The organism is Kitasatospora purpeofusca (assembly GCF_000718025.1).
Lineage (GTDB): Bacteria > Actinomycetota > Actinomycetes > Streptomycetales > Streptomycetaceae > Kitasatospora > Kitasatospora purpeofusca.
Genome location: NZ_JODS01000014.1, coordinates 18,097 through 39,510 on the forward strand (window position 1 = coordinate 18,097; position 21,414 = coordinate 39,510).

At 74.2% G+C, this 21,414-nt stretch carries 21 protein-coding genes; 10 read left to right on the forward strand and 11 right to left on the reverse strand.

From position 1 onward, the window contains the following. Window positions 1-77: 77 nt before the first annotated feature. From IF01_RS0120380 to IF01_RS0120390, 3 genes are read right to left on the reverse strand one after another with little or no spacing between them, the layout of a single operon-like run. Window positions 78-1,115, reverse strand: a complete 1,038-nt coding sequence (locus tag IF01_RS0120380) for a TolB family protein (protein WP_030394893.1) — start codon at window positions 1,113-1,115, stop codon at window positions 78-80. After that, on the reverse strand, window positions 1,112-2,593 hold the full coding sequence (locus IF01_RS0120385) for an MFS transporter (RefSeq protein WP_051755762.1): 1,482 nt from the start codon (window positions 2,591-2,593) through the stop codon (window positions 1,112-1,114). Before IF01_RS0120385 ends, IF01_RS0120380 begins: the two co-directional genes overlap by 4 nt. Window positions 2,594-2,598: 5 nt before the next feature. Beyond that, on the reverse strand, window positions 2,599-3,510 hold the full coding sequence (locus IF01_RS0120390; RefSeq protein WP_030394895.1) for an alkaline phosphatase family protein: 912 nt from the start codon (window positions 3,508-3,510) through the stop codon (window positions 2,599-2,601). A gap of 468 nt (window positions 3,511-3,978) precedes the next feature. Here IF01_RS0120390 and IF01_RS0120395 point away from each other — a divergent pair, with 468 nt between their 5' ends. Further along, complete coding sequence (locus IF01_RS0120395) at window positions 3,979-4,416, forward strand: cobalamin biosynthesis protein (RefSeq protein ID WP_051755764.1); 438 nt, start codon at window positions 3,979-3,981, stop codon at window positions 4,414-4,416. Beyond that, the gene (gene cobC, locus IF01_RS0120400) at window positions 4,413-5,492 is read left to right on the forward strand and encodes an Rv2231c family histidinol phosphate aminotransferase CobC (protein WP_051755766.1); all 1,080 of its coding nucleotides are present in this window, start codon (window positions 4,413-4,415) and stop codon (window positions 5,490-5,492) included. The genes IF01_RS0120395 and cobC overlap by 4 nt, the downstream gene beginning before the upstream one ends. Here the strand turns inward: cobC and IF01_RS0120405 are convergent. The 3 genes from IF01_RS0120405 to IF01_RS0120415 are packed head-to-tail and all read right to left on the reverse strand — an operon-like array spanning window position 5,489 to window position 7,321. After that, a complete protein-coding gene (locus IF01_RS0120405) occupies window positions 5,489-5,911 on the reverse strand; it encodes a hypothetical protein (protein ID WP_030394898.1) in 423 nt (140 codons plus the stop codon). The two genes, cobC and IF01_RS0120405, sit on opposite strands and share 4 nt — an antisense overlap. A gap of 46 nt (window positions 5,912-5,957) precedes the next feature. Then, on the reverse strand, window positions 5,958-6,806 hold the full coding sequence (locus IF01_RS0120410) for an MOSC N-terminal beta barrel domain-containing protein (RefSeq protein WP_244215571.1): 849 nt from the start codon (window positions 6,804-6,806) through the stop codon (window positions 5,958-5,960). Next, entirely contained in the window at window positions 6,779-7,321 is a 543-nt protein-coding gene (locus tag IF01_RS0120415; protein WP_030394900.1) for a hypothetical protein, read from the reverse strand. The genes IF01_RS0120410 and IF01_RS0120415 overlap by 28 nt, the downstream gene beginning before the upstream one ends. A gap of 179 nt (window positions 7,322-7,500) precedes the next feature. Between IF01_RS0120415 and IF01_RS51075 the strand changes: the two genes are divergently transcribed. Then, window positions 7,501-8,139 (forward strand): DUF4232 domain-containing protein, encoded by a 639-nt coding sequence (locus tag IF01_RS51075; protein ID WP_030394901.1) that lies wholly within the window; start codon window positions 7,501-7,503, stop codon window positions 8,137-8,139. Window positions 8,140-8,220: 81 nt separating this feature from the next. Further along, window positions 8,221-8,652 (forward strand): GNAT family N-acetyltransferase, encoded by a 432-nt coding sequence (locus IF01_RS0120425; RefSeq protein WP_030394902.1) that lies wholly within the window; start codon window positions 8,221-8,223, stop codon window positions 8,650-8,652. A gap of 106 nt (window positions 8,653-8,758) precedes the next feature. Here IF01_RS0120425 and glnII read toward each other — a convergent pair whose 3' ends face one another. From glnII to IF01_RS0120445, 4 genes are all read right to left on the reverse strand, one after another. Then, entirely contained in the window at window positions 8,759-9,781 is a 1,023-nt protein-coding gene (glnII, locus tag IF01_RS0120430) for a glutamine synthetase GlnII (RefSeq protein WP_030394903.1), read from the reverse strand. Between the two features lie 172 nt (window positions 9,782-9,953). Continuing rightward, window positions 9,954-11,066 (reverse strand): SCO1860 family LAETG-anchored protein, encoded by a 1,113-nt coding sequence (locus tag IF01_RS49320; protein WP_030394904.1) that lies wholly within the window; start codon window positions 11,064-11,066, stop codon window positions 9,954-9,956. A gap of 150 nt (window positions 11,067-11,216) precedes the next feature. Further along, a complete protein-coding gene (locus IF01_RS0120440; protein WP_030394905.1) occupies window positions 11,217-11,894 on the reverse strand; it encodes a uracil-DNA glycosylase in 678 nt (225 codons plus the stop codon). 85 nt (window positions 11,895-11,979) lie between these two features. Continuing rightward, window positions 11,980-13,125, reverse strand: coding sequence for an amidohydrolase family protein (locus IF01_RS0120445; protein ID WP_030394906.1), 1,146 nt, complete (start codon window positions 13,123-13,125; stop codon window positions 11,980-11,982). Between the two features lie 99 nt (window positions 13,126-13,224). Here IF01_RS0120445 and IF01_RS0120450 point away from each other — a divergent pair, with 99 nt between their 5' ends. The 3 genes from IF01_RS0120450 to tmpA all read left to right on the forward strand — a co-directional run bounded on the left by IF01_RS0120450 (window position 13,225) and on the right by tmpA (window position 17,099). Then, a complete protein-coding gene (locus IF01_RS0120450; RefSeq protein WP_030394907.1) occupies window positions 13,225-14,325 on the forward strand; it encodes a pyridoxal-phosphate-dependent aminotransferase family protein in 1,101 nt (366 codons plus the stop codon). A 61-nt stretch (window positions 14,326-14,386) separates the two neighbouring features. Next, window positions 14,387-15,316 carry a hypothetical protein gene (locus IF01_RS0120455; protein ID WP_030394908.1) on the forward strand — a complete coding sequence of 310 codons (930 nt, stop codon included), beginning with the start codon at window positions 14,387-14,389 and terminating at the stop codon, window positions 15,314-15,316. Between the two features lie 178 nt (window positions 15,317-15,494). Further along, window positions 15,495-17,099 carry a 2-trimethylaminoethylphosphonate dioxygenase gene (tmpA, locus tag IF01_RS0120460; protein WP_030394909.1) on the forward strand — a complete coding sequence of 535 codons (1,605 nt, stop codon included), beginning with the start codon at window positions 15,495-15,497 and terminating at the stop codon, window positions 17,097-17,099. Window positions 17,100-17,215: 116 nt separating this feature from the next. On the opposite strand, the gene IF01_RS0120465 is transcribed toward tmpA, so the two are convergent. Then, the gene (locus IF01_RS0120465) at window positions 17,216-18,022 is read right to left on the reverse strand and encodes a GntR family transcriptional regulator (protein ID WP_233290205.1); all 807 of its coding nucleotides are present in this window, start codon (window positions 18,020-18,022) and stop codon (window positions 17,216-17,218) included. Window positions 18,023-18,362: 340 nt separating this feature from the next. On the opposite strand from IF01_RS0120465, the gene IF01_RS0120470 reads away from it, so the two are divergent. The 3 genes from IF01_RS0120470 to IF01_RS0120480 all read left to right on the forward strand — a co-directional run bounded on the left by IF01_RS0120470 (window position 18,363) and on the right by IF01_RS0120480 (window position 21,414). Beyond that, complete coding sequence (locus IF01_RS0120470; RefSeq protein ID WP_030394911.1) at window positions 18,363-19,532, forward strand: ABC transporter substrate-binding protein; 1,170 nt, start codon at window positions 18,363-18,365, stop codon at window positions 19,530-19,532. A 65-nt stretch (window positions 19,533-19,597) separates the two neighbouring features. After that, complete coding sequence (locus IF01_RS0120475) at window positions 19,598-20,566, forward strand: ABC transporter permease (protein ID WP_030394912.1); 969 nt, start codon at window positions 19,598-19,600, stop codon at window positions 20,564-20,566. After that, on the forward strand, window positions 20,554-21,414 hold the full coding sequence (locus IF01_RS0120480; RefSeq protein WP_030394913.1) for an ABC transporter permease: 861 nt from the start codon (window positions 20,554-20,556) through the stop codon (window positions 21,412-21,414). The genes IF01_RS0120475 and IF01_RS0120480 overlap by 13 nt, the downstream gene beginning before the upstream one ends.

A 21,414-nucleotide genomic window follows, 5' to 3' on the forward strand; every position in this document is an offset into this window, starting at 1 on the left:
CCACCCCGATCAGCCTCGTGCACCCCTCCGCCCGACGTCCACCCGGCCTTCCGCCCAGCCCTCCGCCGGCCCTCCGCTCAGCCCAGGTACGCGGGCGCCACCGCCGCCTCCAGCAGCCGCCCGGCCGCACCGCTGCCGTCGGCGGGGACGGTCCACAGGTCGGCGCCGAAGTCGCCGGGCATGGCGTAGAGCAGGGTGCGGTCGTCGGACCAGACGGCCTGGTCGTCGATGCTCCGCTGCTCGGCGGTGGCGGTCTCGGTCATGGTGGCGAGGTCGAGGACGTACAGCCGCCAGGGGGCGTCCGCGGAGGCGCCGGGCACGCGCTTCTTGTAGGCGATCCGGGTGCCGTCCGGCGAGAGGGACGGGCACTCGACGTTCTGGTGCAGGGTGGTGAGGGTGCGGGCGGCGAGGTCGCCGCGGACCAGGTGAGTCTGGCCGCCGGTGGCGACGGTGGCGTAGAAGGTGTTGTCGTCGGCGAAGGTCACGCCCCAGACGTTGATGTCCGGCGCCCGGTACGGCTTGCCGTCCTTGACCACGTCGAACTCCTCCAGGTTCTCCCGGAGGTTCCAGTCGCGGACGTCGACGATCGAGGTGCGGGTGGAGAAGTCGGTGCCCGCGTAGGAGTCGCCGCTGACGAAGACGGTCCAGGCGGCGAGGTGGCCGGAGGGCGAGACCCGGGAGCGGGTGGGGATGCCGGCGGCCGGGAAGGAGCGCAGTTCGCGCAGGTGGTCGTCGAGGACGACGGCCCGGTAGGTGTCCTGGAGGGCGCCCCGGTCGGCCCGCAGGCAGATGCCGGTGCCGGCGGCGGCGTAGAAGCGCAGGCACTGGACGCCGGAGGAGGTGCGCGGGCCGTCGGGGTGCCCGGCGGGGACGGTGACGACCTCGTCGCGGTGCGGGCCCCAGGCCATGTTGCGGAAGACCAGCTGCCGGGCGGCCGGGTCCTTGAGGGTGACCTCGCCCCGGGTGACGACCGGGCCGCCGGCCTGGGGGCGGTCGCGTTCGGCGGAGCGGTCGGAGGCCCACAGCACGGCGCCGGTGCCGACAGCGCCGAGCAGGACGACGGCGACCAGCAGGATCAGCACCCGGGTGCGGTTCGGGAGGGTGGTGGTGGTCACGAGGGCACCTCGGAGTCGTCGGTCGTGGGGGCGGACTCGCCGGGAGCCGCGACGGGAGCGGCGGCGGGCCCGCGCAGGACGAACGCCGCGCCGGTGACGCAGCCGGCCAGCGCCAGCGCCGACCAGGTCAGCGCGGTGGTGCCGCCGACCGCGCTCCACAGCGCGCCGAACGCCAGCGAGCAGGCGAACCGGGCCAGCGCCTGCCCGGTGCCGACCAGGGCGAGGCCGGCGCCGCGCCGCTCGGCGGGGACGGTGTCGGCCGCGGCGGCGGCGAGCACGCCGTCCGTGGCGGCGTAGAAGGAGCCGTGCAGCAGCAGGACGCAGACCACGGCGGCCGGGCCGTCCAGCGGCGACAGCAGCAGGCCGTAGGCGAGCAGCAGGACGCCGTGCCCGGCCAGGAACAGCCGGCGGCGGCCGATCCGGTCGGCGAGCGCGCCGAGCGGCACGGCGAGCAGCAGGAAGGCGCCCGCGGTGCCGAGCGGCAGCAGCGGGAAGTACTCGACGGAGAGGCCGAGCCGGCGCTGCACCAGCAGGTAGAGGAAGGAGTCGCTGACGGTGGTGAGGCCGAGCAGCACCGCGCACACGGTGAGCCGGCGCAGGCCGGGGATGCGCAGCAGCGCGAGCCCGTCCCGCAGCCGGGGGCGGGCGTCGGACGCTGCGGCGCCGGAGGACGGTTCGGCGCCGGAGGACGGTTCTGCGCCCGAGGACGGTTCGGCGCCGTCGAGCCGGTTCGGCACGAACAGCAGCAGGACGAGGACGCCGAGCACCGCGACGCACCCGCTGACCGCGAACACCGCGTGGTAGCCCTGCTGCTGGCCGCCGTCGGCGAGCATCGGGCCGCCGGCCAGCCGCAGCACGAGGAAGGCGGTGAGCGGGCCGAGCAGCGCGCCCGCGGTGTCCATGGCCCGGTGGACGCCGAACGCCCGGCCGCGGTGGGCCGGTTCGGTGGCGAGCGAGATCATCGCGTCGCGCGGGGCGGTGCGCAGGCCCTTGCCGGTGCGGTCGACGGCGATCACGGCGCCGATCAGCGGCACGGTGTGGGCGAGCAGCAGCAGCGGCTTGCAGAGCGCGGACAGTCCGTAGCCGACGGCGGCGACGGCCTTGTGCCGGGACGCCCCGTCGCGCCCCCGGCGGTCGGCGAGGTGGCCGCCGAGCAGGCGGACGACGGCGCTGAAGCCGTTCTGGATGCCGTCGAGCAGGCCGAAGCCGAGCGGGGACAGGCCGAGGCCGGTGAGCAGGTAGAGCGGCAGGACGGCGCTGACCATCTCGGACGAGACGTCGGTGACCAGGCTGACCACGCCCAGGGCCACCACGGTGCCGGGGACGGCCGCCCGGGCGACGGTGCGGCGGCCGTCGCCGGTGCTGCCGTCCACGGTCCCGGGTCCGTCGCCGGGGCCGTCGGCGGCCTCCCGCCGCCCCGGCCGGGTCTCGGCCGGGGCGACGGGGGCCTTGGAGCTGCGGGAGTCCGCGACGTACACGGGCGTCAGTTCCAGATGCCGGTGACGGTGGCGGCGGTGGCGGCGTTGCCCGCGTGGCTGGTCAGGCCGGCGAGGTCCTCCAGGGTGCGCAGCACGTTGTAGTGGTTGTAGGTGGTGGCGGTGGTGGAGCCCGGGGTGACGTGGGCGCCGTAGAAGACGGTGGGGATGCGGTTGCCGGCGAGGCGGTTGTCCTCGTCGAAGGTGACGACGAGGAGGCTGTTGTTGGCCTTGGCCCAGGTGGCGTAGGCGCCCAGCTTGTTCTTGATCCAGGTGTCACCGGTGCCGACCGAGCAGTCGTGCATGTCGTTGCACAGGTCCGGGACGACGAAGGAGACCTTCGGCAGGGTCGCGTAGTTCGTCGGGAACTGGGTCATGGTGTACGCGGTGTTGGTCGGCACGTTGGAGAAGCCGAACCACGGGTTGTGCTTCTGCGCGTACTTGCCACTGGAACACACGGTCGAGCCCTGGCTCGGCAGGCCCTCGTTGTAGCTGCCCCAGGTCTTGCCGGCGGCGATCAGCTCGGAGGCGAGGTTCGGCTTGTTGATCGAGCCGACGGAGACGCAGCTGTCGTCGGTGCGGCCCTGGTTGGAGCCGGAGAACAGCTGGTAGTAGTTGGGCTCGCTGGGGTGGGTGAGCCCGAACGACTGGGTGAGGGTGGCGCCGCCGGCGGCGAGGGTGTTGTTGATGTACGGCGCGCTGGAGCTGCCGATGACCTGGGTGTAGGCGTGGTTCTCCAGGACGACGACGACCACGTGGTCGGGCGCCGGCAGGGCGGCGGCCGAGGCGGTGGTGCCGGTGGCGGCCCAGAGGCCGAGCGAGCCGGCGACGAGGCCGAGCCCGGCGGCCGAGGCGGTCAGCGTGCGGCGGCGGGGGCGGCTCGGGGCGGCACCCCCGGCGCTCGGGGTGGTGGCGCTCATGTCAACAGTGTCGGGAGTTTCGGGCATGGTGTCCTCCGTGCGTCGGGATCGGCGGCGGGCAGGGCAGGCTTTCCCGGCCGCCGGGAACTGCCGGGTGGGAGAGGCCGCCGGTCGGGGCACCGGCGGTTTCGGAGCGCCGCAAACAGTAGGAGCGGCCCGGTGGCGCGGGCCTCGGGCCGGAGGTGAAGAACTGGCGAACAGGGATCGGTGGCCGAGCTTCGCCGCCGGACGGAGGCGGGGGAACGTCACATTCGGCCCGATTGACCCGTCCGTCGCGGGCGTGGTGGGATTTCCGGCGGCCCCGACGCCCGGTATCGCCCTGACCTGCGGCATTCCGCCCGACCGGCGACCGACGGATTTCGGCCGCCCCCGGTGGCCGCCGGGCCGGGCCGTCCGGCGCGCGGCCCTCGGGCAGGTGTCGGGCGGGTGACGTGGAGGAGCGGGACGTGAGCGGACGGTGAGTACGGCGTGAGGAATCCGGACGGGGACGGGCGGCTCTTCGTCGGCGAGGACCTCGTCGTCGGTGTCGGCGTGCGCGCGACCGCCACCGGGACGGAGCTGCTGGGGCTGGTCCGGCGCACCCTCGCCGGGGCCGGACTGCCCGCCGACGCCGTCCGCGCGCTCGCGACCCTCACCGGCAAGGGCGGCCACCCCGCCGTCCGGGCGGCCGCGCAGGCGCTCGGCGTCCCCGTGGCCGAGTACCCGGCCGGGGCGCTGGCCGCCGTCCGGGTGCCGAACCCGTCCGGCACCGTCGGCGCGGCGGTCGGGACGCTCAGCGTGGCCGAGGCGGCGGCGCTGGCGGCGACGGGCGGCGGCGAACTCCTCGTCCCCAAACGGAAGACCGCGTCCGCGACGGCCGCCGTCGCCCGCACCCCCCACCACCGGAACGCAGGAGAGCGCCCGTGACCCCTCACTCCCCCGCCGGACCCTCCGAACCCGGCGCGCACGAGCCGGACCTGCGCCACCACGGGGACGCCGAGGTCCGCGCCGACGGCGCCGACCTGGTCGACCTCGCCGTCAACGTCCGCACCGGCACGCCCCCGGACTGGCTGCGGGCACGCCTCGCCGCCACCCTCGCCGACCTCGCCGCGTACCCCGACGGCACCGCCGCCCGCGCCGCCGTCGCCGCCCGGCACGGCCGCCCGGTGGAGGAGGTGCTGCTCACCTCCGGCGCCGCCGAGGCGTTCGTCCTGCTCGCCCGCGTACTGACGCCACGTCACATCACGGTGGTGCACCCCCAGTTCACCGAGCCCGAGGCCGCCCTGCGGGACGCCGGACACCCGGTGCACCGCGCCCTGCTCTCCCCCGCCGAGGGCTTCCGGCTGACCGCCGGCGCCGTCCCGGAGGAGTCCGACCTGGTGGTGCTCGGCAACCCCACCAACCCCACCTCCGTCCTCCACCCGGCCGCCGCCGTCGCCGCCCTGGCCCGGCCCGGCCGCACCCTGGTGATCGACGAGGCGTTCATGGACACCGTGCCCGGGGAGAGCGAATCCCTGGCCTCCGCAAGGGAGTTGCCGGGCCGGGTGGTGGTCCTGCGCAGCCTCACCAAGACCTGGGGCCTGGCCGGGCTGCGGATCGGCTACGTACTCGGCCCGGCCCCGCTGATCGCCCGGCTCGGCGCCGCCCAGCCGCTGTGGCCGGTGTCCACCCCGGCCCTGGTCGCCGCCGAGGCCTGCTCGGCCCCGGCCGCGCTCGACGAGGCCGAACGCGCCGCCCACGAGCTCGGGCTCCGGCGCGACCACCTGCTGAAGGGCCTGGCCGCCCTCCCCGAGGTCCGGGTGCACGGCGAACCGGCGGCGTCCTTCGTGCTGGTCGAGCTGCCCGACGCGGCCACCGTGCGCGACCGGCTGCGCGAACGCGGCTTCGCGGTCCGCCGGGGCGACACCTTCCCCGGCCTCGGCCCGGACTGGCTGCGCATCGCCGTCCGGGACGAGGGCACCACGGACGCGTTCCTCGCCGCGCTCGCCGAGGCCCTGGGTTAGCGGGAGGCGGGCCGGCCGAGGGCGGCGGACGTCTCGACGGGCCCCGACACCGACCCCGTCACCGATCCCGTCACCGATCCCGTGACCGGATCCGGGGCCGGACCCGGGACGGTGAGCGTCGGCGTGCCCGAGGGCGTCGTCACCATCACCGTGATCGGCGTCGAACGCCCGCCCGACCCGCCGTCCCCCGAGGTCAGGAGCACCACCGCCAGGGTCGCCCCGGCCATCCCGACCACGGCCCAGCGCGCCCACCGCGCCGCCCGTCCACCCGCGCTCCCGTCCGCGCCCTCGCCGCGCTCGCCGTCCTCGCCCTCGCTGTACACGCCCTTGCTGTGCACGCCCTTGCCCGCCGTGTCCTCGAACTGCCGGTGCCCGCCGCCCATCCCGGTCGCCTCCCCGGACTCGGTTCTGGTACTCATGGGACCTCCTGGAGCCGCAACCGGTTCCGCCTTCCCGGGAAACCCCTCAGGAAACCGGCCCGACCCGGTCCCCGACCCGCACCCGCCCGGGCCGCAGCACCTTGGCGTACACCCCCAGACAGGGCAGCGCCGACATGCCCGGCAGCGGCACCACCCGGTTGCGCTCCGCGAGCACCCGCAGCGCCGCCGCCGAGCGCGGCAGCCCCGGCCCGTGCGCCAGGGTGGGCACGGCGCAGCGCGGCGTCGCGGCCAGGACGTGCAGGCGCAGCTCCGGACCGACCGCCAACTCCCCCTCCACCCAGCCGTTCTCGACGAAGCCGGAGACACCACCGGGGGTCCGCAGCACCAGATTGGGGCGGTACCGCCCGGCCGCCGCCGCGGGCGCGTCCGCGGCGGCCAGGGCGGCCGTGGTGAGCAGGTGCAGCGGCGCGAAGTCGAAGAAGGTGCCGGACGGCGCGCCGCGTCCCAACTCGCTGACGGTGAAGCCGACCTCGGCCCGCACGCCGCGCGCCAGCACCTCCTCCGGGACGGACCGTTCGACGCTCGCGCCCGGCGGCGGCACGTCCACCAGCCGGACCTTGCGGCCCAGCCGCTCCGAGAGCCCGCCCTCGTCGACGGCCTCGCCGTCCGGACCGAGGACGGCCACCCGGCCGCCCGGCCCGGTGACCGCCGTGAACCCGAGCACGCCCGCCCACAGCCGCGGGTTCTTGGCGCTCACCACCCGGCCGGTGTCGGCGTCCAGCAGCGCCCACGCGCGGTCGCCGGCGATGCCGCGCTCCGACACCTCCGCCTCGCGGAGCTCCTCACCGAGCATCGACTTCACCGGGTACCGGCACAGCCGCTCCACCGTGGCCACCAGCACCGCGCTCAGTCCCCCAGCTCGGTGCGCGCCCACTCCCGCAGGGTGTCGAAGTCCTCGGCCCGCAGGCCGACCCCGGGGTGGATCCGGAAGGTCGCCGCCGGGGCCGGGTGGTTGGCGGCTATCCACTCGGTGTCCTGCGGGCCCAGCTCGTCGTCCACCCAGACGAAGGGGCGACCGGCCGCCCACTCGACCAGGACCCTGGTCTTCCAGTGCAGGCCGTCCGGGTCCTCGTGGAACATCTTCGGCCAGGCGATGAAGGGGAGTTCGGGCAGTCCGACGAGCGGGCCGATCCAGGTGTTGGCCTCGCCCTTCCAGGCCGTCGCCCAGACCAGTTCGAAGGGCAGGTCGAGCAGCCGGGGGCCGTGGTCGGGGTTGATCCAGAGCCGGATCGGCTCGACCTCCCCGGTCGGCCGGTCGGGGAAGCGCGCCAGCAGGAAGTCCGGGCGGACGTGGTGGGTGCCGTACCCGGCGGGCTGTTCCGGCGGCTGGGCGGCGAACGGGTTCAGCGGGCCGTCGACGTCGAGGAGGAGCAGCGGGAGGGTGGTCATGACGCGAATCGTCCCGCGCGGCGCCCTTCTTGACCATCTTTTTTGCGCCGGGAGGGAGGGTGCGGGGCGGTCCGGAACAGAATCGGGATATTTCCCGAACCGGACCGTGAACGACCCTGGCATACGGTCGTCCTGCGCCGGTGAGCGACACCGGCGGTCACATTCCTGGGGGATCCGCCATGCGCCCGCGCCGTCTCGTTCTCACCGCCGTCGCCGTCGCGGCCCTCGCCGTCACCGCCACCGCCTGCGGGCCGGAGAACAGCGACCCCGCCCCCGCCGCGTCCGGCCCGGCCACGACGGCCGCCGCCCCGGCCCCCGCGGCCCCGGCCGCCACGACCGCCCCGGCCTCCGCCCCCGCCGGCGCGCCCACCACCGCGCCCGCCACCGGGAAGCCCTCCGCGTCCGCCCCCGCCCAGGCCGCCGGCACCTGCGCCACCAAGGACGTCGTCCTCACCGCCAAGGCCGAGTCCCAGGCGGGCGGCTACATCCTGATCACCGTCAAGGCCAAGCCCGGCGTCACCTGCACCCTGGCCGCCCGCCGCCCCGTGATCGCCTTCGGCTCGGGCGGCATCGAGGCCGCCAAGGCCGAGCAGGCCGCCGCCCAGCCGATCAGGCTCAGCGGGTCGGAGGCCGCCTACGCGGGCGTCATGACCAAGACCACCAAGGACAACCAGGCGATCCAGTTCAGCGACGTCATCGTCGGCGTCAACGACCCGGACCCCGACCCGGTCAGCCTGCCGATCGGCCCGACCAACGTGGACAAGCCGATCGTCACCAACTGGCACAGCAAGCCCGCGGAGGCCGTGCCCGTCCACTGACCCGCCCGGCCCGAGGGCACCGGGCGGCCGCCGGACCGGTAATCGCTGGTCCGGCGGCCGCCCCTCTGCTTGGATCCGGCCATGACCACGGAACTGCCGGACGGCTACGAGATCTCCACCGACCCCGCGCGCCTCGATGCCGCACTGATCCACCGGTGGCTGTCCGAGGACGCCTACTGGGCGCTCGGCCGCAGCCGCGAGAAGCAGGACCTCGCCATCGCCGGATCGCTCAACTTCGGCGTCTACGAGCGTGCTTCCGGCACCCAGCTCGGCTACGCCCGGGTGGTCACCGACCGCGCCACCTTCGCCTGGCTCTGCGACGTCTACATCGCCCCGGCCGCCCGCGGCCGGGGCCTCGGCACCGCCCTCGCCGCCGCCGTCCGCGACCACCTCGCCCCGTACGGCCTGCGCCGCCTGCTGCTGGCCACCGCCGACGCCCACCCCGTCTACGCCAAGGTCGGCTTCGAGCCGATGGAGAAGCCGGAGAAGTGGATGATCCTCGGCCGGCAGTGACGCCCGTGTGCGGTGGAACAGCACACCGGAAACGCCCGCAGGGCCTCCCCGTGCGACGGGGAGGCCCTGCGGGCGTGAACGTTACTGCCGGCGGATTCGCCGTGGATCAGACCTGGCCGGCCTTCTCCAGAGCGGCGCAGCAGGTGTTGATCAGCAGGCGGGTGACGACGTAGGGGTCGACGTTCGCGTTCGGACGACGGTCCTCGATGTAACCCTTCTGCTCGACCTCGACCTGCCACGGGATGCGGACCGAGGCGCCGCGGTCCGAGACACCGTAGGAGTAGACGTTCCACGGGGCGGTCTCGTGCTTGCCGGTCAGGCGGGACTCGATGTCGGCGCCGTACTGGGTGACGTGCTCGAGGACCAGCTCCTGGGAGGCGCCGAGCGACTCGCAGGCGGTGATGATCGCGTCGTAGCCCTCGCGCATCGCCCGGGTGGAGAAGTTGGTGTGCGCGCCCGCACCGTTCCAGTCGCCGCGGGCCGGCTTCGCGTCGAGGGTGGCGTCGATGCCGAACTCCTCGGCGGTGCGGTAGAGCAGGTAGCGGGCGATCCACATGTCGTCGGACACGGTCAGGGCGTCGACCGGGCCGATCTGGAACTCCCACTGGCCGGGCATGACCTCGGCGTTGATGCCGCAGATGGCGAGGCCGGCGTCGATGCAGCGGTCCAGGTGCAGCTCGACGATCTCGCGGCCGAAGACCTCCTCGGCGCCGACACCGCAGTAGTAGCCGCCCTGCGGGGCCGGGAAGCCGCCCTCGGGGAAGCCGAGCGGGCGGGAGCCCTTGAAGAAGGTGTACTCCTGCTCGATGCCGAAGATCGACTCCTGGTCCGCGAACTGCTCGGCGACACCGCGCAGCAGGGCACGGGTGTTGGACTCGTGCGGGGTGCCGTCGGTCTCGTTGACCTCGCAGAGGACGAGGATGTTGTCGCCGCCGCGGATCGGGTCCTTGACGACCCGGACCGGCTCGAGCACGCGGTCCGAGGCGTGACCCTCGGCCTGGTTGGTCGAGGAACCGTCGAAGCCCCAGGTGGGGATCTTGTCCGCGTTCGGCAGGACACGAGTCTTGGAGCGGAGCTTGGCGGTCGGCTTGGTGCCGTCGATCCAGATGTACTCGGCCTTGATTGCCACGGCGGTGTACCTCGCAAACTGGGTGGTGGGTGCCCGCGTAGCGTTGCAAGGCGCCGTTTCCCGGTTGTTCCTCTCATGTAACGCGCATGTGAACCAACCGTCCGCATTGGCACGGTCACAGTGCGGGAGTGCCGCAGGTGGCACTCCCGCACATGAAGAGACGCAGGGGTTGTCAGTGGCGGCGGGCGTGGGCCGCGACCGCGCGGCGGCGGCGGGTGCCCCAGAGGGCGGCGGCGCCGCCGGCCACCAGGGCCGCCGCACCGGCGGCGAGCGGGGCGGTGGCGTCGTTGCCGCCGGTGGACGCCAGGTGGTCGGGCGCGGCGGAGGAGGTGCCGGTACCGGTCCGGCGGGCGGCGGGGGTCGTGCCGGCCGCCTGCGGGGCCGCGGCGCGGGCGGTGCCGGGGGCGGCGGACGGGGCGCCGGAGGGGGCCCCGGACGGGGTGACGTCCGCGACGGGCTGGGCGGCCGGGGTCACGGTCGGCGCGGCGTCCGAGGGCGTCGGCGCCGGGGTGGGGGTGGCGGTGGGCGTGGCCGGCACCGGCTTCTCGCAGCTCACCGAGGCGATCCTGATGGTGCCGGTCACCTTGGCGACATTGAGGTTGAGCGGGTCCACCGCCACCTGGACCTCCAGCGCCGAGGCGGCGGCGGTGGTCGAGGTGGTGGTCTTCTTGGAGAACTCCACCGAGACGCTGCCGACCAGCGGCACATCCACCTTGGTCGGCCCGTAGAGGCTGACGGTGACGGACTTGCCGAGCACGGTGAGCTTGGCGGGGGCCACCACGTCGGCGGTCGGCTGCCCGTCGACCGGACAGGTGGCGGTGGCGGTGAGCGCCTCCAGGCCCAGCAGGGTGGTCCCGGGCAGGCCCGGGGCGTGCACATCGGCGTCGGCCAGGGTGACCGAGGCGGTGGCGCCCTTGGCGTCCGTCCTGGTCACCGACTTGCCGACGTCGGCCTTGACCAGGGTGACCGGTCCGGACTGGTCGACGCCGTCGACCTTGGCGGTGAGCACGGTGCCGTCGCGCTGCGCCGGGGACTCCACCTTGTTGAGCGAGACGTTCACCGGGACGTCCACGGCGTTGTTCAACAGGCGGACGTCCAGGTCGAGTTCGGCGGTGACGGCGCGCGCCTTGCCCGGCGAACCGGGGGCCCCGGCGCCCGGCGCGGCCGGAGCGCCCGGGGCCGCCGTGGCGGTCGGAACGGTGAGCAGTGTGCAGACCGCGACGGCGGCGCTTGCGGAAACGATTCGGCTGGAGGAACGAGAGGAGCGGGAAGAGCGAGAAGACATGGCGGTACCCCACGACCAACGACAGGAATTGGATGAGCCGCCAGTCTTCTCAAACGATCCGTCATATGAGTCATACAGAGAGTCATTTCACCCGTTGGGGTGATGTTGACGCTCGGGGATGACGCGGGTCTGCTAAGACACGCGAGCCGGCTAGGGCAGCCGCCAGTCGACGGGCTGGGCGCCCTGCTGGACCAGCAGCTCGTTGGCCCGGCTGAACGGGCGGGAGCCGAAGAAACCGCCGCTCGCCGAGTACGGGCTCGGGTGCGCGGACTCGATCGCCGGGATGTCGCCCAGCAGCGGCCGCAGATTGCGCGCGTCCCGGCCCCAGAGGATCGCCACCAGCGGGCCGCCGCGCGCCGTCAGGGCGCGGATCGCCTGCTCGGTGACCTCCTCCCAGCCCTTGCCCCGGTGGGCGGCGGGCTTGCGCGGGGCGGTGGTCAGGGCACGGTTCAGCAGCAGTACGCCCTGCCGCGTCCACGGGGTGAGGTCGCCGTTGGACGGCTGCGGCAGGCCGAGGTCGCTGCCGTACTCCTGGAAGATGTTGATCAGACTCGCCGGGATCGGACGGACGTCCTCCCCCACCGAGAAGCTGAGGCCGACGGCGTGACCCGGCGTCGGATAGGGGTCCTGGCCGACGATCAGCACCCGGACGTCGGCGAAGGGCTGCTGGAAGGCGCGCAGCACATTCGGTCCGGAGGGCAGATAGGTGCGGCCTGCGGCCAGCTCGGCGCGGAGGAAGTCGCCCATCGCGGCGACCCGCCCGGCCACCGGCTCCAGCGCGGTGGCCCACCCGGGCTCGACGATCTCATTCAGTGGACGCGGTGCCATGGGCGTAACCCTATCGGCCTACTCGGACAGCCCCGGCACCACGACCGCCGGCCCCCGGCACCGGGCTCGGAGGCCGTGCGCCCGCTCAGGCCACCGGGCGGCCGCGCAGCACCACCAGCCGCGGATCGGCCAGCACCCGGACATCGGCGCGCGGGTCCTCCGCGTACACCACGAAGTCCGCCGGGGCGCCCTCCTCCAGACCGGGCCGCCCCAGCCAGGCCCGCGCGCCCCAGCTCGCCGCCGAGAGCGCCTCGGCCGGGTCCAGCCCGGCCTTCACCAGTTCGGCGACCTCCTCCGCGACCAGGCCGTGGGCCAGCGAGCCGCCCGCGTCCGTGCCCACGTAGATCGGGATGCCCGCGTCGTGCGCGGCGCCCACCGTGTCGTAGCGGCGCTCGTGCAGCCGGCGCATGTGCGCCGCCCAGGCCGGGAACTTGGCCTCGCCGCCGGCCGCCAGCTGCGGGAAGGTGGCGATGTTGACAAGCGTCGGGACGATCGCGACCCCGCGCTCGGCGAACACCGGGATCAGCTCCTCGGTCAGCCCGGTGGCGTGCTCGACGCAGTCGATCCCGGCCGCCAGCAGGTCCGGCAGCGACTCGGCGGCGAAGCAGTGCGCGGTGACCCGCGCGCCCTCCTCGTGCGCCGCCGCGATCGCCTCGGCGAGCGCGTCGCCGGGCCAGCAGGCGGTGAGGTCGCCGTGCTCCCGGTCGATCCAGTCGCCGACCAGCTTGACCCAGCCGTCGCCGCGCCGGGCCTCCGCCCGGACGTAGGCGGCGAGGTCGCCCGGCTCGATCTCGTGCGCGTAGTTGCGGATGTAGCGGCGGGTGCGGGCGATGTGCCGGCCGGCCCGGATGATCCGCGGCAGATCCTCCCGCTCGTCGATCCAGCGGGTGTCCGCGGCCGAGCCGGCGTCGCGGATCAGCAGGGTCCCGGTGTCGCGGTCGGTGATCGCCTGCTTCTCGCTGGTGGCGGCGTCGACCGCGCCGTGCGCGTCCAGGCCGACGTGGCAGTGCGCGTCCACCAGTCCCGGCAGCACCCAGCCCTCGACCGTCCGGACGTCCCGGGACCCGGAAGCGGACCCGGACCCGGACCCGGGCTCGGCGCCGGCGCCGAGCCCGACGGCGGTCGGCCGGGAGAAGGTCACCAGGCCGTCGACCACCCAGAGTTCGTCCCGGACGTCCTCCGGCCCCACCAGCACCCGACCACGGACGTGCAGCACCGCGCCATCGCTCATGGCGGCACTCTACCGACGGCGTCGTTCCCTGTGAGCGGCGAATGTGAGGCAGACTCGTTCGGACCGGCACCGCCCCTCCCCGCGAAAGGCCCCGAGACCGTGAGCCCCTTCCTCGACCTGCCCCCGCTCACCGCCGCCGAGTTCGCGGCGATCGAGGACAAGGTCGCCGCGCTGCTGCACACCACCGCCGACGTCGTCGTCACCCAGGGCGAGGCGCTGCTGCCGCTGGAGGCGGCGATCCGCAGCGCCGCGCACCCGGGCTCGACCGCGCTCAACATCGTCACCGGCCCCTACGGCCAGACCTTCGGCAACTGGCTGCGCGACTGCGGCGCCAAGGTGGTCGACCTGGCCGTGCCGTTCGAGACCGCGGTCAGCGCCGAGCAGGTCGCCGAGGCCCTGGCCGCCGAGCCGGCGATCGACTTCGTCTCGCTGGTGCACGCCGAGGCCGCCACCGGCAACACCAACCCGGTCGCCGAGATCGCCGCCGTGGTGCGCGAGCACGGCGCGCTGCTGATGGTGGACGCGGTCGCCTCGGTGGCCGCCGAGCCGCTGCTGACCGACGCCTGGGGCGTGGACCTGTGCGTGATCGGCGGGCAGAAGGCGATGGGCGGCCCGGCCGGCGTCTCGGCGGTCTCGGTCTCCGCGCGGGCCTGGGAGCGGATCGCCGCCAACCCGGCCGCCCCGCGCCGCTCCTACCTCTCGCTGCTGGACTGGAAGGAGCGCTGGACGGACGCCGGGCGCACCGTCCTGCCGCACGCGCCCGCGCAGTTGGAGATGCTGGCGCTCGGCGCCTGCCTGGACCGGATCGCGGCGGACGGCCTGGACACCGTGATCGCCCGCCACCGCGCGGCGGCGGCCGCCACCCGCGCGGGCGTCCGGGCGCTCGGCACGCTCTCCCCCTTCGTCCCGGCCGACGCGCACGCCGCGCCGGTCGCCACCACCCTGCGCACCCCGGACGGCCTGGGCGCCACCGGCCTCGCCCGCGAACTGCTGCGGCTGGACGCCTCGCTCCCGGTCCAGGCCGGCGGCGGTGCGCTGGCCGCCTCGATGCTGCGGGTGAACCACTACGGCTCCGCCGCCGCCCTCGGCACCGTCCGCGCCACCCTCACCGCCCTCGCCACCGCGACCGGCGCGGACGCCGCGCCCGCCCTCACCGCGGCGGACGCCGCCTGGGCGGCCGCGTCCACCTCGGCGCGGTAACCCGGCCGCCGCACCGGCCCGCTACGCTCGCGCTCCGATCTTGATCACAGGGGGAGCGCGGATGTCGACGGTATGGACCAGACCGACCGGGTGGCTGACCCTGATCGGCGCCCTGGTGACCGAAGTGTGGGCGCTGCTGCCCGCGTTGAGCCCGGAAGCGGTGGCGCTGTCGGCCCGGGCCCGACTGCTTCCGCTGCTGGTGACCACGGTCTGCGCCCTGGGCTGGCTGGCCGCCGCGGCGGTGGCGCGCCGACGGGAGCGGACCCGGCGCGAGCGGATCCGGCGCTCGGAGTTCCGGCGCGGCCCCGACAAGCGCCCCCCGCGCCCGGCCGGCCGGACCGCCGCCGCCCTGCTGGGCGTCGCGCTGGCCCTCGGGCCGACCGCCGCCCTGGCCCAGGCGGTCGGCCCGGACGGCGCCGAGGGCCGCTGGACCCAGCGGGTCCTGCGCGCGGGCGGCGGCCGGTACACGGTGGAGATAGCCGAGGTGCTCGGCACACCCCGGCGCACCGGCGTCAACGTCAACGACCACCAGGTCTGGAGCGCGCCGATGGTGCTGACCGTGCCGTGGTCGGACGGCGAGCCCCGGCGGCTGACCCTGGACCGGGTGGAGACGCTCGACGAGCCGGAGCCGGGGGACTCGGTCTCGCTGATGTTCGCCGCGAACGACCTCGAACTCGGCGCCCGCGCCCACCAGTACGGCTCGATGAGCGGGATCGCCGGGCTCTGGATCCTGATCCTCGGCCTGCTCGGCTCGATCTTCGCCGCCGGCACGCTGGTCTCCGGGCGCGAGACGGTCGGCCGCCTGCGGGACTTCGCCCCCGGACTGCACCTGCCGGTCGCCGCGCTGCTGGCCCTGGGCGCCGGCCTCGACCTGCTGGTGGTGTACGCCTGGCCGCCGACCGCGGTGGGCTGGCTGCTGGCCCTCGCCGCGGCCACCACCCCGCCGCTCGCCGTCTGGTGGGCGTTCCGTCGACTGTCCCCGTACCACTGACGGCGGGGGCCGTCGACCGGGGGTGACGCGCTCCCGGCCGGTCAGTGTTCCCGAGCGTTCCCGAGCCGTTCACTCCCCCGGCACCGGGACCTCACCGACCCCGGGCAGGCTCCTGCGCGACGGAGAAGTTGTCTGTACAACTTCGACCCCCCACCGCCGGGCCGCCGAGGAGAACACCATGACCACCGCCGAGCTGTCGCCGTACTGGCTGCGCGACAACTGCCCCTGCACGGAGTGCCGCGACCCGCGCAACGGGCAGAAGCTGTTCCAGATCACCGACCTGCCGGACGACCTGGCGATCGCCGCGCGGGCCGAGCTGGACGGCCACCTGGAGGTGCTCTGGTCGGACGGGCACCGCTCGCGCTACCCCGCAGGGTGGCTGGCCGAGGAGGCCGGGGAGGACGGCCGCACCGAGAGCGGCAAGCAGCTGTGGGCCGCCGCCGACTTCGCGGCCGGCCTCCCGGAGGCCCACTGGGACACCTACCTGGCCGACCCGGCCGCACGGGCCGCCGTACTGGCCGCCGTCCGCCGCTCCGGCTTCGCGGTGCTGCGCGGCGTCCCGGCGGTGGAGCGCCAGGTGCTGGCGGTCGCGGAGACCTTCGGCTACGTGCGGGTCACCAACTACGGCGAGCTGTTCGACGTCCGGATCGAGCCGGACCCGAACAACCTCGCCTTCACCAGCGCCGCGATCACCCCGCACACCGACAACCCGTACCGGGACCCGGTGCCCACCCTCCAGCTGCTGCACTGCCTGGAGAACTCGGCCACCGGCGGCGACTCCGGCCTGGTGGACGGCTTCCACGCGGCTGCGCTGCTGCGGGCGGAGGCGCCCGAGCACTTCGCGGTGCTGACCCGCACCCCGGTGCCGTTCGTGTTCCGCGACCGGGGCACCGAGCTGCGCGCCGACCGGCCGCTGATCGACGTGGACCCGCTGGGCCGGATCCGCGAGGTGCGGTTCAACAACCGCTCGATCGCGACCCTGCGCGGTCCGGCGGCGGAGCTGGACGCCTTCTACGCCGCCTACCGGGCGTTCGCCGCGATCACCCTGCGCCCGGCGCTGCAGCTGGACTTCCGGCTCGACCGCGGGGACTGCCTGATCTTCGACAACGTCCGGCTGCTGCACGCCCGGACGGCCTTCGCCCAGGACGGCCGCCGCCACCTCCAGGGCTGCTACGCCGACCTGGACTCGCTGTCCTCCACCCTGACCGTGCTGGAGCGCCGTTCGGCCGCGCTGGACGAACTCGCCGCGCTGTTCGAGGGCGAGGGCGCCGGGGAGTACCTGGGCGAGGCGGTCACCATGGCCGAGCACATGCTGCAGGCCGGCGCGCTGGCCGAGGCGACCGGCGCGGGCCCGCACCTGGTCGCGGCGGCGCTGCTGCACGACGTCGGTCATCTCTCGCTCGACAAGCACAGCCACGGGACCCTGCACGGGCGGGACCTGATGGAGGGCCGGGACAACCGGCACAGCCACACCGGGGCGGACTGGCTGGCCCGCTGGTTCGGCCCGGAGGTCACCGAGCCGGTCCGGCTGCACGTGGCCGCCAAGCGCTACCTGTGCGCGGTCGAGCCGGAGTACCGGGCCCGGCTGTCCGAGGCCTCGGAGTACACCCTCCAGGTGCAGGGCGGGCCGATGTCCGAGCAGGAGGCCGCCGCCTTCGCCGCCCACCCGGGCGCCGAGGACGCGGTGGCGGTCCGCCGCTGGGACGACGAGGCCAAGGAGGCGGACGCGGCGACGCCGGACTTCACGCACTTCCGGCCGCTGCTGGCCGCGCTGATGCGCTGACCCGAGCCGTCAACCACGCACCGCCGCACCGCCGTTGAAGCGGTGCGGCGGTGCAGCGGTGCGGCAGTACAGCGGTACGGCATACGGCATGCGGCGGACCGGCGACGGTCCCCGGGTCAGTCGCTCTCCCGCGCGTGCCGCGAAAGCGCCGACGTGGCCAGCGAGTTGTGGATGCTGAAGGCCACCGTGCCGGGCAGGTAGCGGTCCTGGGACCACTCCACCGGGGTACCGGTCGGGTCCGTGGTCCGGCGCCGCTCGCGCAGCAGCGGACCGCCGCGCCGGCAGCCCAGCAACCGGGCGTCGTCCGCGTTGGCCGCGACTATGTCGATCGTGTGGTCGGCATCGGTGAACAGGATGCCGTGCTCGCGCAGCACCTCGGTGTGCGAGACCACGTCCGGCGGCAGCTCGGCGACGATCTCGCCGACCCGGGGCGGGTAGATGGTCCGCTCGACCATCACCGGCTTGCCGGAGAGGGTGCGCAGCCGGACCGTCACATAGACCTCGTCCCCCGGTTCGAGGCGCAGCTGGTCGCGCTCGGCGGCGTCGGCCGGGCGGCGGACCAGCGAGTCCAGGATGCCGCCGGGCTCCTCGCCCATCGAGTAGGCCCAGTGCGTGAAGCTGAGCAGTTCGGAGAAGCTCTGCACCCGGGCCGTGCCGAGCACGACGCGGCGGGTGCCCCGGCGCGAGGTGACCAGTCCGTCCGAGCGCAGTACGGCGAGGGCCTGCCGGACGGTGCCGCGCGAGACGCCGTACTGCTCGGCGAGCGCGCCCTCGGCGGGCAGTCGGCCGGCCTCGCCGAACGCGCCGGTGGTGATCGCCTCGCGCAGGTCGGCGGCGACCTTGCGGTAGAGCGAACCGGACGTGCGCTCGGCCCCGGCGGCGCCGGTCGGGCGGCTCTCGGGGCGCCCCGGCTCCAGTGCCACGTCAGTCAATGTCCCTCCTGGGCGGTGTCCTGCGCAGCCCGTACCGGCGCGGACAGCCCGACCATATCCCGCTGCGCTCCCGAAGCATCGCACTCCCGCGATCATCCGCCGGCGATCTGATTCGACCGTTCCCGCAGCCGACCCCGGTTCTGGGCCATCCGTTCACCTTCCCGTCATCGGGCTCCGGCGTACTTACCCCCGTCAGCGAAGTTGGCTAGTCAACTCGGACGACGCGATCGGCCTCTCACCCGGCCGGCCCGCCGCCCTTCGCGAGACGCAGGCCCGCGGACCCCCCGCGAACGCCCCCTCGCAGTACGCCCCCTTTACAGGAGACTTCCCCGTGACCGTGCACCGCGCCCGCGCCGCCGCCTTCGCGGCCGTACTGACCGCCGCCGCGCTCTCCCTCACCGCCTGCGGCTCCGCCGGTTCGACCGCCAAGGCCGGCGACGCCGCCAAGGCCGGTACCAAGGACGCCAAGGACGCCACCTCCGCCGCCGACCTCGGCGGCCTGGACGGCCTGGTCGCCGCCGCCAAGAAGGAGGGCAAGCTGCACGTCATCACGCTGCCCCGGGACTGGGCGAACTACGGCAAGATCATCGACGGCTTCAAGGCCAAGTACGGCCTGGAGGTCGAGGAGGAGAACCCGGACGGCTCCAGCCAGGACGAGATCAACGCGATCAACTCCCGCAAGGGCCAGGACCGCGCCCCCGACGTGGTCGACCTGGGCAGCGCCTTCGCCCTGCAGGCGGTCAAGGACGGCATCCTCGCCCCCTACAAGGTCGCCACCTTCGACAAGGTGCCGGACAGCATGAAGGACGCGACCGGCGCCCGCGTCAACGACTACGGCGGCTACATCTCCATCGGCTGCGACGCCAAGAAGATCGCCAACTGCCCGAAGACCTTCGCCGACCTGCTGAAGCCGGAGTACAAGGGCCAGGTCGCCCTCAACGGCAACCCGACCAAGTCCGGCTCGGCCTTCGGCGGCGTCTACGCGGCCGCGCTCGCCAACGGCGGTTCGCTGGACAACATCCAGCCCGGCATCGACTTCTTCGGCAAGCTGAAGCAGTCGGGCAACTTCAACCCGGTCGAGTCGACCCCGGCGACCATCGAGAAGGGCGAGACCCCGATCTCGATCGACTGGTCCTACCTGAACGCCGGTTACAGCGACCAGTTCAAGGACAAGGGTGTCGACTGGAAGGTCTCCATCCCGGTAGACGGCTCCTACGCCCAGTTCTACAACCAGGCGATCAACAAGTGGGCCCCGCACCCGGCCGCCGCGCGCCTGTGGCAGGAGTACCTCTTCAGCGCCGAGGGCCAGAACCTCTTCCTCGGCGGCTACGCCACCCCGGCCACCTTCGAGGCCCTGAAGAAGGACGGCACCCTGGACGCCGCCGCGGCCGCCAAGCTGCCGGCCGTCGAGAAGCCGTTCACCAACTTCCCGACCGTGGACCAGATCAACGCGGCCAAGAAGGTCGTCACCGAGAACTGGACCAAGGCCATCGCGGGCTGACCCACCCCGGTCACGCACCACCCATCGGGCTGAGACCCCACTCATCCGGCTGAGACAAGGCACTCATGACCACGGCTCCCACCCCGGTGCCGACCACCCCCGCCGCCACCGAACCCGGTGGCGGCGCGGGGGCGTCGCGCACCGCCGCACGCACCACCCACACCCCCACCCGGCGGCGCGGCCCGCTCGCCCGCCTCGGCGGCGCGTGGCTCGCCACCCTGCCGCTGCTGCTGTTCTTCGTGATCGGCTTCGGTCTCCCCACCGTCGCCATCGTGATCGGCGCGTTCACCACCTCCAGCGACGCGGAGACCGGTGCCGGGCAGTTCACCTTCGACAACGTGACGGCCTCCGTCCAGGGCGCCTACCTCACCGCGATGCTGAGCAGCCTCAAGCTCTCCGCGCTGACCGCCCTGCTCGCCACCCTGATCGGCCTGCCGCTCGCCCAGGCGGTCGTCACCTCCCGACAGGGCTGGCTGCGCCAGGCGGTGCTCACCGCCTCCGGGGTGCTCGCCAACTTCGGCGGCCTGCCGCTCGCCTTCGCGTTCGTCGCCACCCTCGGCAACGCCGGCGAGATCACCAGGCTGCTGCACCTGACCGACCACGGCTGGTCGCTGTACACCTTCACCGGCCTGACGATCGTCTACCTGTACTTCCTGATCCCGCTGATGGTGCTCACCATCACCCCGGCGCTGGACGGCCTGCGCGTCCAGTGGCGCGAGGCGGCGCAGAACAACCGCGCCACCACCTACCAGTACTGGCGCCACGTCGCACTGCCGATCCTGCTGCCCTCGCTGCTCGGCGGCTTCGTCCTGCTCTTCGGCAGCGCCTTCGCCGCCTACGCCACGGCCGCCGCCATGGTCGGCGCGACCGTCCCGCTGGTCAGCCGCTCGATCGCCGACGCGCTCTCCGGCAACGTGCTGGTCGGCCAGGGCAACCTCGCCCTCGCCCTCAGCCTCAACATGATCGTGGTGGCCGTCCTGGTGATGGCCGTGTACCTCCCCCTCCAGCGCCGGAGCGCCCGATGGCTCAGCTGACCTCCCCCGCCCGCGCCCACCGCCAGGCCACCCGCCGGCCCAAGGTGCGCTGGTGGCGCGGCGCCGTGCTGCTGCTCGCCGGCGTGTACTTCGTGGTCCCGCTCGCGGCCTCCGCCTGGTTCTCGATCGACGAGCCCAAGGGCATCTCCTTCGAGGCCTACACCGGGCTGCTCTCCGCGCCCGGCTTCCTGGACAGCCTCTGGCTGACCCTCGGCCTCGCCCTCGTCACCGTGCTGGTGCTGCTGCTCCTGCTGGTCCCGGCGCTGATCGCGGTCCGGCTCGGCGCGCCCCGGCTGCGCCCGGTGATCGACGTGCTCTGCACCCTGCCGCTGGTCGTCCCCCCGGTCGCCCTGACCGCCGGCATGATCGGCGTGCTCCGCTGGGGCCCGGACTACCTGATGGACACGCCGTTCTTCCAGACCTTCGTGTTCGTCCAGGACCCGGACTTCCCGGTGGTGCTGGTCATCGCCTACGTGCTGATGGCCCTGCCGCTCGCCTACCGCTCCCTGGACGCCGGCCTGCGCGCGGTGGACGTCCGCACCCTGGTCGAGGCCGCCCGCAACTGCGGCGCGAGCTGGCCGCGCGCGGTGTTCACGGTGGTCCTGCCGAACCTGCGCGGCGCGCTGCTCAACGCCTCCTTCCTGACCCTGGCCCTCGTGCTCGGCGAGTTCACCGCCGCCTCGATCCTCGGGTACCAGCCCTTCCCGGTCTGGATCTACTCGGTCGGAAACAGCCAGGCCCACATGTCGGTCGCGGTCTCCATCCTCAGCCTGCTGCTCACCTGGCTGCTGCTGCTCCTGCTGGCCTCCGTCGGCCGTCAGCGCGGCTCCAAGACCGCCACCTCCTGA

Coding starts and splice junctions, on each gene's coding strand:
- IF01_RS0120475 (WP_030394912.1), top strand. CDS start 19,598: ATGACCACGGCTCCCACCCCGGTGCCGACCACCCCCGCCGCCACCGAA.
- IF01_RS0120415 (WP_030394900.1), bottom strand. CDS start 7,321: ATGACCACCCTCCCGCTGCTCCTCCTCGACGTCGACGGCCCGCTGAAC.
- IF01_RS0120455 (WP_030394908.1), top strand. CDS start 14,387: ATGTCGACGGTATGGACCAGACCGACCGGGTGGCTGACCCTGATCGGC.
- IF01_RS0120445 (WP_030394906.1), bottom strand. CDS start 13,125: ATGAGCGATGGCGCGGTGCTGCACGTCCGTGGTCGGGTGCTGGTGGGG.
- IF01_RS0120425 (WP_030394902.1), top strand. CDS start 8,221: ATGACCACGGAACTGCCGGACGGCTACGAGATCTCCACCGACCCCGCG.
- IF01_RS51075 (WP_030394901.1), top strand. CDS start 7,501: ATGCGCCCGCGCCGTCTCGTTCTCACCGCCGTCGCCGTCGCGGCCCTC.
- tmpA (WP_030394909.1), top strand. CDS start 15,495: ATGACCACCGCCGAGCTGTCGCCGTACTGGCTGCGCGACAACTGCCCC.
- IF01_RS0120440 (WP_030394905.1), bottom strand. CDS start 11,894: ATGGCACCGCGTCCACTGAATGAGATCGTCGAGCCCGGGTGGGCCACC.
- IF01_RS49320 (WP_030394904.1), bottom strand. CDS start 11,066: ATGTCTTCTCGCTCTTCCCGCTCCTCTCGTTCCTCCAGCCGAATCGTT.
- IF01_RS0120390 (WP_030394895.1), bottom strand. CDS start 3,510: ATGAGCGCCACCACCCCGAGCGCCGGGGGTGCCGCCCCGAGCCGCCCC.
- IF01_RS0120405 (WP_030394898.1), bottom strand. CDS start 5,911: ATGAGTACCAGAACCGAGTCCGGGGAGGCGACCGGGATGGGCGGCGGG.
- IF01_RS0120480 (WP_030394913.1), top strand. CDS start 20,554: ATGGCTCAGCTGACCTCCCCCGCCCGCGCCCACCGCCAGGCCACCCGC.